The 13,118-nt window shown below is 54.5% G+C and carries 15 protein-coding genes; 11 read left to right on the top strand and 4 right to left on the bottom strand.

Annotation, left to right across the window (positions count from 1 at the left end):
- Positions 1–121: 121 nt before the first annotated feature.
- Positions 122–1,078 (bottom strand): L-malyl-CoA/beta-methylmalyl-CoA lyase, encoded by a 957-nt coding sequence (locus OSB_RS14125; RefSeq protein ID WP_049835600.1) that lies wholly within the window; start codon positions 1,076–1,078, stop codon positions 122–124.
- Between the two features lie 231 nt (positions 1,079–1,309).
- Between OSB_RS14125 and dgcN the strand changes: the two genes are divergently transcribed.
- The 5 genes from dgcN to OSB_RS14100 all read left to right on the top strand — a co-directional run bounded on the left by dgcN (position 1,310) and on the right by OSB_RS14100 (position 6,979).
- Entirely contained in the window at positions 1,310–2,311 is a 1,002-nt protein-coding gene (dgcN, locus tag OSB_RS14120; protein ID WP_049835599.1) for an N-acetyltransferase DgcN, read from the top strand.
- A gap of 61 nt (positions 2,312–2,372) precedes the next feature.
- Positions 2,373–3,338: an N-acetyl-D-Glu racemase DgcA gene (gene dgcA, locus OSB_RS14115; RefSeq protein WP_049835598.1), complete on the top strand. Its 966-nt coding sequence runs from the start codon at positions 2,373–2,375 to the stop codon at positions 3,336–3,338.
- A 4-nt stretch (positions 3,339–3,342) separates the two neighbouring features.
- Positions 3,343–4,203 carry a D-amino-acid transaminase gene (locus OSB_RS14110; RefSeq protein ID WP_049835597.1) on the top strand — a complete coding sequence of 287 codons (861 nt, stop codon included), beginning with the start codon at positions 3,343–3,345 and terminating at the stop codon, positions 4,201–4,203.
- An 86-nt stretch (positions 4,204–4,289) separates the two neighbouring features.
- Positions 4,290–6,425 (top strand): OmpA family protein, encoded by a 2,136-nt coding sequence (locus OSB_RS14105; RefSeq protein ID WP_049835596.1) that lies wholly within the window; start codon positions 4,290–4,292, stop codon positions 6,423–6,425.
- 23 nt (positions 6,426–6,448) lie between these two features.
- A complete protein-coding gene (locus tag OSB_RS14100) occupies positions 6,449–6,979 on the top strand; it encodes a hypothetical protein (RefSeq protein ID WP_049835595.1) in 531 nt (176 codons plus the stop codon).
- Between the two features lie 5 nt (positions 6,980–6,984).
- Here OSB_RS14100 and OSB_RS14095 read toward each other — a convergent pair whose 3' ends face one another.
- The 3 genes from OSB_RS14095 to OSB_RS14085 all read right to left on the bottom strand — a co-directional run bounded on the left by OSB_RS14095 (position 6,985) and on the right by OSB_RS14085 (position 8,489).
- Positions 6,985–7,269, bottom strand: coding sequence for a hypothetical protein (locus tag OSB_RS14095; RefSeq protein ID WP_049835594.1), 285 nt, complete (start codon positions 7,267–7,269; stop codon positions 6,985–6,987).
- A 142-nt stretch (positions 7,270–7,411) separates the two neighbouring features.
- The gene (locus OSB_RS14090; RefSeq protein ID WP_049836186.1) at positions 7,412–7,729 is read right to left on the bottom strand and encodes a DUF1244 domain-containing protein; all 318 of its coding nucleotides are present in this window, start codon (positions 7,727–7,729) and stop codon (positions 7,412–7,414) included.
- A complete protein-coding gene (locus OSB_RS14085; protein WP_049835593.1) occupies positions 7,725–8,489 on the bottom strand; it encodes an N-formylglutamate amidohydrolase in 765 nt (254 codons plus the stop codon). The genes OSB_RS14090 and OSB_RS14085 overlap by 5 nt, the downstream gene beginning before the upstream one ends.
- A 113-nt stretch (positions 8,490–8,602) precedes the next feature.
- Between OSB_RS14085 and pyk the strand changes: the two genes are divergently transcribed.
- The 6 genes from pyk (at position 8,603) to OSB_RS14050 (ending at position 13,056) form a co-directional block, all read left to right on the top strand.
- Complete coding sequence (gene pyk, locus OSB_RS14080) at positions 8,603–10,054, top strand: pyruvate kinase (protein ID WP_049835592.1); 1,452 nt, start codon at positions 8,603–8,605, stop codon at positions 10,052–10,054.
- A 33-nt stretch (positions 10,055–10,087) separates the two neighbouring features.
- Positions 10,088–10,312, top strand: coding sequence for a hypothetical protein (locus tag OSB_RS14075; protein WP_049835591.1), 225 nt, complete (start codon positions 10,088–10,090; stop codon positions 10,310–10,312).
- Positions 10,313–10,432: 120 nt separating this feature from the next.
- Complete coding sequence (gene rpmI, locus OSB_RS14070) at positions 10,433–10,633, top strand: 50S ribosomal protein L35 (RefSeq protein ID WP_049835590.1); 201 nt, start codon at positions 10,433–10,435, stop codon at positions 10,631–10,633.
- Between the two features lie 12 nt (positions 10,634–10,645).
- On the top strand, positions 10,646–11,005 hold the full coding sequence (gene rplT, locus OSB_RS14065; protein ID WP_049835589.1) for a 50S ribosomal protein L20: 360 nt from the start codon (positions 10,646–10,648) through the stop codon (positions 11,003–11,005).
- 174 nt (positions 11,006–11,179) lie between these two features.
- Positions 11,180–12,241 carry a phenylalanine--tRNA ligase subunit alpha gene (gene pheS / locus OSB_RS14060; protein WP_049835588.1) on the top strand — a complete coding sequence of 354 codons (1,062 nt, stop codon included), beginning with the start codon at positions 11,180–11,182 and terminating at the stop codon, positions 12,239–12,241.
- Between the two features lie 377 nt (positions 12,242–12,618).
- Positions 12,619–13,056, top strand: coding sequence for an ASCH domain-containing protein (locus OSB_RS14050; protein ID WP_049835586.1), 438 nt, complete (start codon positions 12,619–12,621; stop codon positions 13,054–13,056).
- The last annotated feature ends 62 nt before the right edge of the window (positions 13,057–13,118 follow it).

The following is a 13,118-nucleotide window of genomic DNA, read 5'->3' as shown; positions in this document are numbered from 1 at the left end:
AAAGGTTAACGCCGAACGTATGCGTTCAGAGCTATACAGGTTCTATACGGAATATATACGGAATCTGTACGCAGGCCTGACGGGAAAATCTTGCAAATGTTAAGATCAGGTGGAGGTGGCGTTAACCTGCAATCATTTCAGATTGTTTTACAATGACTTCAGCCTGTTTGATGCTCGCAATGTCCACTAAGCGCCCCTTGTAAACAGTGGCACCTTCGCCGCGGGCAGTGGCCTCTGCCATCGCCGCGAGGATTTCGCGGGCTTCTGCCACGGCTTCTTCAGATGGTGTGAATACTTCGTTGGCCAATGCGATTTGTTTCGGGTGGATCGCCCATTTACCAACCATGCCTAGCGTCGCGCTGCGCCGTGCCTGTGCGCGGTAACCTTCGTCGTCCGAGAAGTCCCCGAACGGTCCGTCGACTGGCAAAACACCGTGCGTACGGCAGGCGGCAACAATCGCGGTTTGCGCCCAGTGCCATGGGTCCGAATAGTGACGGTTCTCGCCGTGCAGCATGTAATAGTTTTCCTGCGTGCCACCGATACCCGTCGTTTGCATACCCATTGAGGCCGCGAAATCCGCGGCACCAAGGCTCATCGCTTGCATCCGTGGGGACGCGGCGGCGATCTCTTCGACATGGGCGATGCCCGCAGCGGATTCGATGATAACCTCAAAACCAATAGGTTTAGTACGACCCTTGGCGGTTTCAATCGCAGTGACCAGTGCGTCCACGGCATAAATGTCAGCCGCGCAGCCAACCTTTGGGATCATGATGATGTCCAGACGGTCGCCTGCTTGTTCCAGAACATCAACGACATCGCGATACCAATAGGGCGTGTCCAACCCGTTGATGCGCACGGACAGTGTTTTGTTGCCCCAATCGATTGTGTTGATGGCCTCAATCACATTCGCGCGCGCTGTGTCTTTGTCGGATGGGCTAACTGAATCCTCAAGGTCGAGGTTGATAACGTCAGCCGCGCTTGCCGCCATTTTTGGATGCAGTTTGGTGTTCGAGCCTGGTCCAAACAACTGACAACGGTTCGGGCGGGCGACGGGTGTGGGCTGCAGGCGAAAAGACATGGGCAATCCTTGAAGTAATGAAATTACGTATTCGTTGGCCTGAGAGGTAGATTATTGCGCGGGATGCTGCAAGTGCGAATTTGCGCCTGCAGAAAGCGGTGAAGTGGGAGATTTTTGCGCAAATTGACCCTAGGTTGCAATAATTAACCTAATTTTCCACAAAATGCTGTTGATTGAGAACGACTTCCCGCCAAACCTGCCCCACATTGTGCAAAATTCCAGGAGACTGCCATGATTCCCACACCATATCTATTGTTCCTCGGCGATGCGCCGGACCAACTTGCTGCAAAAGTCGCGCAAGGCATCCAAGATTGGCGTCCCGAAAATGCGGTCGGCCAATTTCGTCTTGCAGGCTGCGGGGCAAGTGTCGGGATCGATGATCTGACGTTGCAAGAAGCATGGGATGCCGGGGCGCGAACATTGGTTATTGGAGTCGCGAACCGTGGCGGTGTGATTGCTCAGACGTGGAAAGATGTTTTGATTGAAGCGCTGGAAATGGGCTTTGATTTGGCGTCCGGCCTGCACAATCTTTTGAAAGACGAAGATGACTTAGTTGCTGCTGCGGATGCCGCTGGTCGTTCACTTCATGATGTGCGGATTCCGTCGGTGGCCTATCCGATTGCTTCCGGTGGAAAGCGCACCGGTAAGCGCTGCTTGGCAGTAGGGACAGATTGCTCTGTAGGCAAGATGTACACTGGCCTCGCGATGGATGCAGAAATGCGTAAACGCGGCATGAAATCCACGTTCCGCCCAACGGGACAGACAGGGATTTTGATTACCGGCGGCGGCGTGCCGTTGGATGCAGTTGTTGCGGATTTCATGGCGGGTGCTGTTGAATACCTGACACCGGACAATGACGCCGACCACTGGGACCAGATTGAGGGACAAGGAAGCCTATTTCATGCGTCTTATTCAGGTGTGACGATGGCGTTGGTGCACGGTGGTCAGCCGGATGCTCTGGTATTGGCGCATGAGCCAACACGCACGCATATGCGTGGCTTGCCGGATTACAACTTGCCGTCGCTTGAGGCGCTGCGCGACACGGCGTTGCTTCTGGCGCGTGTTGTAAACCCCGACTGCCAAGTTGTCGGGGTATCTGTGAACACCCAGCACCTGACCGAGACCGAGGCGAATGAATGTCTCGCGGAAATCGAAGATCGTATCGGCTTGCCGACAGTTGACCCGTTCCGTCACGGAGCAGGACGTCTGGTGGATGCGCTTAAAGCGCTTTAGTCTGATCAAGATCGATCACCTGATTGAGTATTTTTGAGCCAAAGAAGCGAAAGAGTTGCGCATGAGTATCACCGTTACGCAGGACGTTTTTAAGCTCGCGGAGGTTTTCACAATCTCGCGTGGGTCCCGCACAGAAGCGAAAGTTTTGACGGTGAAGGTGTCTCGTGGGGGCGTTACTGGCTGGGGCGAATGTGTCCCCTATGCGCGGTATGGCGAAACTTTGGAGAGCGTGACCGAGCAGATTGCAGCGCTTCCTGAGGACGTGAGCCGTGCAGGCCTTTACGATTTGCTTGATGCAGGGGCGGCGCGAAACGCTATTGATTGTGCCTTGTGGGATCTGGAAGCAAAAACAGCAGGCAAGCGTATTTGGGAATTGGCTGGCGTTGCCGCACCAAAGCCCTGCGTAACTGCGTTTACCTTGTCGCTTGATGCGCCTGAAAACATGCGAGCGTCCGCGGCGAAGCACGCGCATCGCCCGTTGCTAAAAATCAAACTGGGCACGCCAGATGATATGGCGCGACTTGAGGCAGTAAGGGCAGGGGCGCCAAAAAGTACGATCATTGTGGATGCCAATGAGGGATGGTCCGCGGAGGTTTATTCGGACCTTGCGCCGCATCTTATTCGTCTTGGTGTCAGTATGGTCGAACAGCCAATGCCCGTAGGGCAAGATGGCATGCTTGCAGAGATCGCTCGCCCGTTGCCGGTATGCGCGGATGAAAGCTGCCATGACCGCGCGTCGTTGCCGGACCTGAAGGGCAAATATGACATGGTGAACATCAAGCTCGATAAAACGGGCGGGTTAACAGAGGCGCTGGCGTTGAACACGGCAGCGCGTGCTGAGGGCTACCAAGTTATGGTCGGCTGCATGGTCGGATCGTCCCTTGCGATGGCACCTGCGACGATTGTCGCGCAAGGGGCCGAGGTCGTAGACCTTGACGGGCCGCTGCTATTGGCCGAAGACCGCACCCACGCATTGCAATTTGATGAAGACGGCGTGCATCCACCCGTCGCAGCACTCTGGGGATAACGACATGAGCCGCACTGTTTACCTAAATGGGGACTACCTGTCTGAAGAAGACGCAAAGATTTCAATCTTTGATCGTTCGTTTTTGATGGCAGATGGCGTTTATGAAGTTACATCCGTGCTGGGTGGAAAGTTGATTGATTTTGCTGGCCACGCGACGCGGCTTGAACGTTCGCTAAGCGAGCTTGGGATGCAAAAGCCTGAGGCCTTTGACGATCTGTTGGAAATACACCGCGAGTTGGTGCGTTTGAACGAGATTGATGAAGGTATGATCTATCTGCAGGTCAGCCGTGGCAGCGCAGGGGATCGTGATTTCGCTTACCCAAGCGACGACGTGAAGCCGACATTGGTTTTGTTCACACAGTCCAAACCGGGCCTAGCTGACAATCCAGCGGCTAAAGTCGGGATCAAGATCATTTCTATCGAAGATCAACGCTGGGGTCGCCGTGATATCAAGACAACCCAATTGTTGTACCCGTCTATGGGCAAGATGATGGCGAAAGCTGCTGGGTGTGACGATGCATGGATGGTCGAAGACGGAAACGTCACCGAAGGCACGTCCAACAACGCCTATATCGTCAAAGGTAATACGATTATCACGCGTCATTTGGGAAACGAGATCCTTCATGGGATCACGCGCGCAGCGGTTCTTCGGTTTGCAAAAGAAGCGCAGATGAAGGTCGAAGAGCGCAGCTTTAGCATTGAAGAAGCGCAAGGCGCGGATGAGGCGTTTATTACGTCTGCTTCCACGTTCGTGATGCCTGTTGTCGAAGTTGATGGCGCAGCGATTGGCACTGGTAAGCCAGGAAATATTGCGGCGCGTTTGCGTGAAATCTACCTCGATGAAAGCCGCAAAGCTGCAATCTAATTCGGTAATGAGTTAGGAATGATGTTTCTCCCCGTTGCTTTTATCTGAAAACTTGCCACTGTGTCTTTAATTGGACGGAGGCGAATGTGCGCAAGCTAGTTGGATGGACTGTATTGGTCGCGGGTGTTGGTGGTTTGGGCTACGTGGCCACGACGAACCATGCCGTAAGTATGGAAGACGTTATCACTGAACGTGCCGGTGGAATTTCCGGAGCGGCAGAGTTGCCGGTGGATGTTCAGGTGTCCGGTCGGGATGTCACTGCATCAGGCCTGGCGGTGGATCAAGCGGCGCTTGATCAATTGCGGGACGAGTACTCCGAAATTGAAGGTGTGCGTGTGGTGAATGTCGACGCTGTCGAACTTTTGCCTGTTGCAGACCCATTTGAAATTCAAATTTCAAAGACAGACGATGGTGCGATGACCGCAGAGGGCGTTGTTCCATCGTATACGGCGCAGGCTCAGTTGGGTGATGTCGCTGCTGATCTGCCGCTTGCCGCTGGTGCACCAGATGGATGGGCGCAGCTTGCGGCCTCGGGTCGGGCGGCGCTTGGCCCTCTCAATTCAGGTCAGATGACACTTTCGGGTACCGATCTTTCGCTTTCTGGTGTGGCGAACAGCCCAGCAGAATTTGCAGCCGCGAATGCCGCATTGGGCTCCGTGCCGGATGGTTACACATCCGATGTTCAAATTGATGTTTTGGATGACGGGACACCGTTGCGTTTGAATCTAATCGTTGCAGCTAGTGCAGTAACAGGCAGTGCGAAGCTGCCTACAGAACTAGATGGCGACGCTGGGTTTGCGGGATTTGACGCAATGCAATCGCCGCTGGCTTCTGCGGACGCTGATTGGCCGGATGCCGCCCGTACTGTTGTGCAAGCGACAGGATCGTTGATTGATGGTGAGGTGTCCCTAGAGGAGACATCCTTGATGGTGCGTGGCCAAGCCAGCCCTGAGGGAAAAGCTGCTGCTGAAGCCGCCCTAGCGGGTCTTCCTGCGACTTATTCCCAAGACGTAGATATCGAACTTTGGGATGATGGCGAGCCATTGCAGGTTTCTGTTGCATGGGATGGCTCAACCGCCACTGCAGACGGAAAACTTCCTGCAGACTTTACGCTATCTGGCCCAACTGATGTTGCTGTTGATCCAACTGGGGCGACAAGTTTCCGCCCTGACGCGGATGGCGCATTTACAGCGAACGCAAACGCCGGTGTTGCTGCTTTGGGGTCTTTGAATGAAGGCACTTTGGTTGCGACAGCTGATGCAATCACGCTGACAGGAACTGCGACATCACCGAAAGTGAATGCAGCGCTTGATGCGGCGTTGGAAAATGCAGCACCTGATACACAGATCACCCGCGAGTTTACATACCTTGATGACGGTTCGCCGGCTGCTTGGGTGCTTGATTATGACGCTGCAACTGGCGCGACAATCGAAGGTCGTCTGCCAACAACGCTTGAGGTTAGTGATCTGTCCGATGCGCTGGGCGTTCCAAATCTAGAAGGCACTACAGGTGTCGCCCTAGAGGACGACACTGCAGGCCCAGCCGTTGAAATGTTGACGGTCACATCCGAATATTTGCCTGAAATCGAAACACTGAAGCTGTCACGTGACGGGGACGGTACCGAGCTTGATGTGGTTATGGCACCTGGCATCGACGTTGATCTTGTCGCAGCAGATTTGGCCGAACGCCTGCCATCTGACGTTGCCCTTACAATCAGCGCCACTGAAAACCTCCCACAACAGGGCGCTTATCGCGTCAACAATGCAACTGGACTGGGTGAAGTTTACCTCAACGGATATTGGATCCCTGATTTGAACTTTGAAACCTCTGTTGCGGGCTGCACCGAGCAGACAGCGCTACAGATGGCAGACGGTGGGATCAACTTCTTGTCTGGCTCTGCCCGACTGGATGCCGCATCGGCCCGCGTGATCAATGCTTTGGCTGCAATCGCTGTGCCATGTGTGGAAGCCGATCTCGAACTCGAAGTCGCCGGTCACACGGATGCACAAGGCGATGCAGATCAGAACCAAATCCTTAGCCAAGACCGTGCGGCCACTGTGCGCTCAGCCTTGATTGCTCGGGGCGTGCCAGAACGTGCGATCACATCGATCGGGTTCGGTGAAACGCAACCAATCGCAGATAATGAAACGCCAGAAGGGCGCGCTGAAAACCGTCGGACCGAAATCGAATGGTTCGAACGTGGCGCCCTGCGCAACCCATAAGTTAGAGACGGAAGGAACCAGAGATGTTTAAGGAATGGGGCTTCTTGCTCACTGAGATTTGGGTGCTTTTGGCACTCGCCGCTTTGATTGGTCTGTTTGCAGGCTGGCTGATTTGGGGCCGCGGCGCGGACTGTAGCGAATGCGAACAAGCATCCGCAGCGAAAGATGCAGAATTGCGTCGTCTACGCGCCGAACTCGAAGCAGAGAAGGCACGCAAGGCCGAGCCAGCACCTGCACCAACGCCAATTCCGACACCAACTCCGGTTGCCGCGCCTGTTGCAGCACCAGTGGTAGAAGAAGCTGTATCAGACGTGGGCGTTAAGCCCCAAGGTCTCGACGCGGCGCGTAACGGAATCCCTGATGATCTGAAGCTGATCAAAGGCGTCGGGCCGAAAATGGAAAGACTGTGCAATTCGCTCGGTTATTACCATTTCGATCAAATCGCAGCTTGGTCCCCAAGCGAAGTCGCATGGGTCGATGATAACCTCGAAGGGTTCAAGGGCCGCGTAACGCGAGACAACTGGGTCACCCAAGCGAAGACGCTCGCGAAGTAGTCGCCCTAGTCTTCGAATTCGAACGTCAGGCAGTCTTCGGGAATGTCATCTGCACTGCAGCCTAGCAGTGTAACAATGACACGCCCGTCGACTTCTACTTGAACGTCGCTGCCATTCAGAAAGTTGTGCAAGAACAAGTCTGCGTCAGCGTCTTTCGTTGAAAGTTTGAACGTCAGGCGTTCAACGCGAGGGTCGAAATCTTTCACAACGGGTGCCAGTACAGGCGCAGTCAATGTCATCGGACCAACGCAAACTGGTGCCGTAATTACATCCATATCAAACGGTAGCATCTCACAAACCTCACACTGTGCAGTCTTTCCTGCACGCGCCCCCTGCATGGTTCAACCAGAACGGGGCTGGTGGGTCAAAAAATATCCGCGGCCATCAATGACTGGTGAACAATAAGCCCGATCAGTGGTGAATTGTCGGACTCTAGCGATCCGTCTTCGCCACATTCTCGTCAAAGGCGACACGAAACTCGGCGTCCTTCTGGGGCGTCGATTCGGTTTGGAACTCGGCCTTCCACTGGGCCATCGTCATTCCGTAAAACGCCTCGCGCCCTTCGTCCTTAGACATCTCAATCCCACGCTCGGCTGCGGCCTCTTGGTACCAACGGCTCAGGCAGTTGCGGCAAAAACCAGCGAGGTTCATCATGTCGATGTTTTGCACATCTGTGCGGTCTTCCATCAGGTGTTTTTGCAGTCGGCGAAACGCGGCCGCTTCGAGCTCGAGCTGAGTTTGTGCATCAATCTGTGGCATCCGGTGCCTCCATTTGGGTTAGGGCTTTGGTCAAGATCGGGGCCAGTCGGTTTGCCCACGCTATCTGTTGTTCTGCTGTTTCGATAAGGTCATTGCGCAATTCAATCAATGTATGCGCGCGACCGGTTTGCAAGGCATGGCGATCAATCGCATCACCTGGGAAATGGCTGGCATAAGGTTCGTTGTCGCCGACGCAAAGGTCATCCTCGTCGTTGAGAAGCGAAAGCAATGGGCTGGACAGACAATCATCTGTCGCGTGCAAAACTCCAACATGCCAAGGGCGCACCGGGCGGCTACTTAGCTGTGATGTAAAGCTGTGAATGGCAACAATCACTGTATCGTCTTGCTGCGATGCTAGTTCGGCGTAGGCGTCGTGGTAGGGCGCATGGAACGCTTTCGTGCGACGCGCTTTTTCAACGCTATCTGCATGCCGGTTGGCAGGAATAACTGACCCATCATAAAGTTTCATCAAAAGGGTCGGGTCATTCGGGCCGCGGTTCGGGTCAATCACCATACGCGAGAAATTTGACAAGATGGCTGGGGCATCTAGGGCATCCGCCAAGGCCCGCGTAACTCCAGCCGCACCGATGTCATAGGCAATGTGGCGCTGCATATCTGCGTCGGGCAATCCCAATGTACCACCGCCAATACAGGGCGGAACGGCGTTAGATGCATGGTCGCAAGCAATCAGCCAGCGGGACCGCCGTTCGGCGCCGTGTAGGCAAAATGGTTCAAATGATGCCGTTGTCATAATTTGGTAATCCGTTGAGGGCAGTTGTAGGCACGGACAGATGCGGTATAAGGCCGCAAACCGTTAGCGGTAACTGCTATTGGACAATGCCGCTTAAACTGAGGAATACCACCATGAAACGTGATCGCAACGTTAAGATTGTCGCAACTTTAGGCCCAGCATCCGACGATTACAAAATGATCCGTGCATTGCATGAGGCCGGCGCAGATGTCTTTCGCCTCAATATGAGCCACGGCGACCACGCTGAAATCAAGGTCCGCCATGAGATTATCCGCAAGGTTGAAAAAGACCTGAACAGCACGATTTCCATTCTTGCCGATCTTCAGGGTCCAAAGCTGCGCGTTGGCGTATTTGCGAAAGATGACGGAGAAAACTTGGAAGTTGGTCAATCGTTCCGTCTTGATCTGGATGACACACCGGGCACGTCCGAGCGCGTGCAGTTGCCGCACAAAGAAATTTTCGACGCACTTGAGCCCGGCGCGCACCTGTTGGTGAACGACGGTAAGATCAAATTGCGCGTCAAAGAATGTGGTCGTGACTTTGCGGATTGCGAAGTGACCGTTGCGGGCCAAATTTCCAACCGTAAGGGCGTTAACGTTCCTGATGTTGTGCTGCCGCTCGCGGCGTTGTCCGAAAAAGACCTGAAAGATCTGGAATTCGTTTGTGAGTTGGGTGTGGACTGGCTTGCGCTGTCTTTCGTTCAGCGCGCTGCAGACGTTGAACAAGCCCGCAAATTGGCCAATGGCCGCGCTGCGATCCTCTCAAAAATTGAAAAGCCGTCTGCGGTTACAGCGTTTGATGAAATTCTCGCGGTGTCCGATGGCATCATGGTTGCCCGTGGTGATCTGGGTGTTGAACTGCCGGTTCAAAACGTGCCGCCAATTCAAAAACAGCTGATCCGCAAAAGCCGTGCGGCTGCTAAGCCTGTGATCGTTGCGACGCAAATGCTTGAGTCGATGATCGAATCTCCGATGCCGACACGTGCTGAAGTCTCAGACGTTGCGACTGCGATCTATGAAGGTGCAGACGCGATCATGTTGTCCGCTGAATCTGCGGCAGGTGATTTCCCGATCGAAGCCGTGACGACAATGAACAATGTTGCCGTCGAAGTCGAAGCCGACCCGACGTACACGCAAATCATCGAGGCGAGCCGTAAAACATCTGGTCGTAGCGTCGCTGACGGTATCGTTGCTGCGGCACGTGAGATTGCGGAAACCGCCGACATTAAGGCGATCTGTTGTTATTCCCAGTCCGGTACAACTGCGCTGTTGACCGTTCGCGAACGCCCGCGTGTGCCAATCATTGTTATGTCCAGCGACATTAAGACTGTTCGCCGCCTTGCGCTCAGCTGGGGCACGAATTGCGTTATGACCGACAAGGTTGTGAACCGCTTTAAGACGGCAGTGCTCGAAGCGGTGCGCTCTGCTTTGTCGACAGGGGTTGCCGAAAAGAGCGACCTGGTTGTCGTGACAGCGGGTGTTCCATTCAACACGCCGGGCAGCACTAATATCCTGCGTGTCGCACCCTGTGATGAAAATTTGATTTTGGCGGCTACTTCGGAGTAACATTTCCTTAACTTTTGGAGTTGGGGTGAAGTTATGGATCCGGATCTTATGTTAGTGATCGGGCTTGTGGTGGGTGGTTTTTCGATTCCGTCCATTATGGGTGCATTTGCAGATGGGCGCGTGCCGCGAGCGGCAGCGATCGCGATTATGATCGCTGGGGGGCTGATCGCGCTGGCCGTGAATGAAAAACCCAGTGGTTATGCCATAAATGACATCCCTGATGTTTTTGTCGGCGTCGTTGGTCGCTACATCAACTAATTGCCGCGAATCTACTTGCCATAAATCACTACCTCGGCTAATCACCGATTTCCAACCGCGCGTCCGGCTTAAGTGGCATGCCGAGTCGCGTTTTCGCACCTACCCTAAGAGGAGATGGAAATGCCCAAGATGAAGACCAAATCGAGCTGCAAAAAGCGGTTCAAGATGACTGCCTCCGGCAAAGTCAAAGCTGCCCAAGCTGGTAAACAGCACGGCATGATCAAACGCTCTAATAAGTTCCTGCGTAACGCACGCGGCACAACAACCCTTTCAGCCCCTGATGCGAAGATCATCAAGGGCATGATGCCATACGCGCGCTAAGGAGGATCTGATATGCGAGTTAAAGGTGGTACAGTCACTCATCGTCGTCACAAGAAGGTAACGGATCAGGCAAAAGGCTACTACGGCCGTCGTTCCACGACCTTCAAAGTTGCGCGTCAGGCCGTCGATAAGGCGAACCAATACGCAACACGCGACCGTCACAACCGTAAGCGCAACTTCCGCGCTTTGTGGATCCAGCGTATCAACGCTGCTGTTCGCGGTATCGACGAAACACTGACATATTCCCGTTTCATCAACGGCCTGAACTTGGCTGGCATCGAAGTGGACCGTAAGGTTCTCGCCGATCTTGCCGTCAACGAGCCTGATGCATTCGGTGCGATTGTTAAAAAAGCACAAGCTGCAATGGCGTAAGCCAAAACAACGCTAGAAGTTAGAAAGGCCGCCTTGTGATGGGGCGGCCTTTTTTGTTTGGTGGTGTCGCGCTGGCGTGTGAAGCTGATTTACCGACACCGTTTCTCGGCCCGAAACCTTGCAAGCCACCCACCATTTCGCTACCTGAAACCCAAGTGATAAAGGGCACGCGACATGGACGATCTGAAATCAAAATACCTCGACCTGATTGGCAATGCTGCCGATGAAGCTACGCTGGAAGACCTTCGGGTTCAGGCCGTTGGTAAAAAGGGCGAGATCAGCTTGCAGATGCGCTCGCTTGGGAAGATGACGCCGGAAGAACGCCAAGTGGCGGGTCCGGCGCTGAATGCCCTCAAGGATGAGATCAACTCCGCACTGGTTGCCAAGAAAATGGCGCTGGGCGATGCGGCGTTGGATGAGCGTCTGAAAGCCGAGTGGCTGGACGTGACCTTGCCTGCACGCAACGCCCGCGTTGGTTCAATCCATCCTGTGTCGCAAGTCTGGGAAGAGTGCACGGCCATCTTCGCGGATATGGGGTTCGCCACGGCTGAAGGCCCGCAGATTGATACCGATTGGTATAACTTTGACGCGCTGAACATTCCGGGCCATCACCCAGCACGGGCTGAGATGGACACGTTCTATATGCACCGCGACGATGGCGACGATCGCCCGCCGCACGTGTTGCGCACACACACGTCCCCTGTGCAAATCCGGTCTATGGAGGCACAAGGCGCTCCGATCCGTATTATCTGTCCGGGTCGCGTGTACCGCGCGGACTATGACCAGACGCACACACCGATGTTCCATCAGGTCGAAGGGCTGGCGATTGATAAGAACCTGTCCATGGCGAACCTGAAATGGGTGCTTGAGGAATTCTTCACCGCCTATTTCGGCACCGAGGTCAAAACCCGCTTCCGCGCGTCCCACTTCCCGTTCACGGAGCCAAGCGCCGAAGTCGACATCCAGTGTTCGTTCTCTGGCGGCACCGTTAAAGTGGGCGAGGGCGACGATTGGCTCGAAGTCCTCGGCTCTGGCATGGTGCACCCCAAGGTCTTGCAGGCTGGCGGCATCGACCCCAACGAATACCAAGGCTTCGCCTTCGGCATGGGTATCGACCGCATCGCCATGCTGAAATACGGCATCCCCGACCTGCGCGCGTTCTTCGAGTCCGACCTGCGCTGGCTGCGCCACTACGGGTTTAGTGCGTTGTCTGTGCCGACGGTGCATGGGGGGTAGGGGTGCGAGAACCTCGCAAAGTCGTCTACAAGATCACTTACCCGAACGGTAAGGTTTACATTGGGCAGGATGTAACGGATTCGCCAAATTACTTTGGATCGGCGAAGCCCGATGCTTTCTACAAGGATTTTTCCCAAGCTGAGCTCGATGATTTTATGGTCAGAAAACAGGTGATTTGGTCGTCTACAACGGCGACTAAGCAGCAGCTCAATGAAAAAGAAATAGAGCTGATACTATCTTGTCAGTCAAATAACCCCCTAAAGGGGTACAATTTACGGCCCAAATTTACTGATCGAGAAGATACCTCTCGATAGGATTGCCCCGCCGCGCCGTTCCGCGCACAAAGGCGGGATAAATCCCGCCCTACGGAGTTACCCATGCCAGAATACGAAGATCTCCAAGAAACCTACCCCGGTGCGGGCACCTTCAAGTTGGGCCATGACGCGGAAAGCTGCACGGCGCAGATTAACCTTGTGCGTCGTGGGACCAAGCGCGCGCTTTGTGCGCCGTTGGCGGATTTCGAGGACGACCCGCAGTCGATGCCTGTTGAAGGCCGCACCGACATCATCGCCCATTGGAACAACACGCCTGCGCTGGTCATCAAAACCGTGAAGGTTCAGCAAATCCGCTACTGCGATGTAAACACCAACATGGCCCATTCCGATCTGGGACGTGACGAATTCGTTGCGTGGCGCAAAGCCACCAAAGCGGCGATCAAGCTGGATCATAAGTTTGATCCGGAAATGATGCTGGTCTTTGAATTCTTCCAGTTGGTCGAAGACCTCGACGGGCGGCAAATCGAACCGCGGTCTTAATCGTTCAGCCTTTCCCATTGGGCCAAGGTCCGTTAAACCCGCGCCAACACCTTTTTCGCAGG

The sequence above is a fragment of the Octadecabacter temperatus genome (genome assembly GCF_001187845.1).
Classification (GTDB): domain Bacteria; phylum Pseudomonadota; class Alphaproteobacteria; order Rhodobacterales; family Rhodobacteraceae; genus Octadecabacter; species Octadecabacter temperatus.
This window is presented reverse-complemented; position numbering and strand designations above follow the sequence as displayed.

What these genes read in the sequence shown, in the direction of transcription:
- OSB_RS14125 (WP_049835600.1), bottom strand. Translation starts at nt 1,078, where the DNA reads ATGTCTTTTCGCCTGCAGCCCACACCCGTCGCCCGCCCGAACCGTTGT.
- dgcN (WP_049835599.1), top strand. Translation starts at nt 1,310, where the DNA reads ATGATTCCCACACCATATCTATTGTTCCTCGGCGATGCGCCGGACCAA.
- dgcA (WP_049835598.1), top strand. Translation starts at nt 2,373, where the DNA reads ATGAGTATCACCGTTACGCAGGACGTTTTTAAGCTCGCGGAGGTTTTC.
- OSB_RS14110 (WP_049835597.1), top strand. Translation starts at nt 3,343, where the DNA reads ATGAGCCGCACTGTTTACCTAAATGGGGACTACCTGTCTGAAGAAGAC.
- OSB_RS14100 (WP_049835595.1), top strand. Translation starts at nt 6,449, where the DNA reads ATGTTTAAGGAATGGGGCTTCTTGCTCACTGAGATTTGGGTGCTTTTG.
- OSB_RS14095 (WP_049835594.1), bottom strand. Translation starts at nt 7,269, where the DNA reads ATGCTACCGTTTGATATGGATGTAATTACGGCACCAGTTTGCGTTGGT.
- OSB_RS14085 (WP_049835593.1), bottom strand. Translation starts at nt 8,489, where the DNA reads ATGACAACGGCATCATTTGAACCATTTTGCCTACACGGCGCCGAACGG.
- pyk (WP_049835592.1), top strand. Translation starts at nt 8,603, where the DNA reads ATGAAACGTGATCGCAACGTTAAGATTGTCGCAACTTTAGGCCCAGCA.
- OSB_RS14075 (WP_049835591.1), top strand. Translation starts at nt 10,088, where the DNA reads ATGGATCCGGATCTTATGTTAGTGATCGGGCTTGTGGTGGGTGGTTTT.
- rpmI (WP_049835590.1), top strand. Translation starts at nt 10,433, where the DNA reads ATGCCCAAGATGAAGACCAAATCGAGCTGCAAAAAGCGGTTCAAGATG.
- rplT (WP_049835589.1), top strand. Translation starts at nt 10,646, where the DNA reads ATGCGAGTTAAAGGTGGTACAGTCACTCATCGTCGTCACAAGAAGGTA.
- pheS (WP_049835588.1), top strand. Translation starts at nt 11,180, where the DNA reads ATGGACGATCTGAAATCAAAATACCTCGACCTGATTGGCAATGCTGCC.
- OSB_RS14050 (WP_049835586.1), top strand. Translation starts at nt 12,619, where the DNA reads ATGCCAGAATACGAAGATCTCCAAGAAACCTACCCCGGTGCGGGCACC.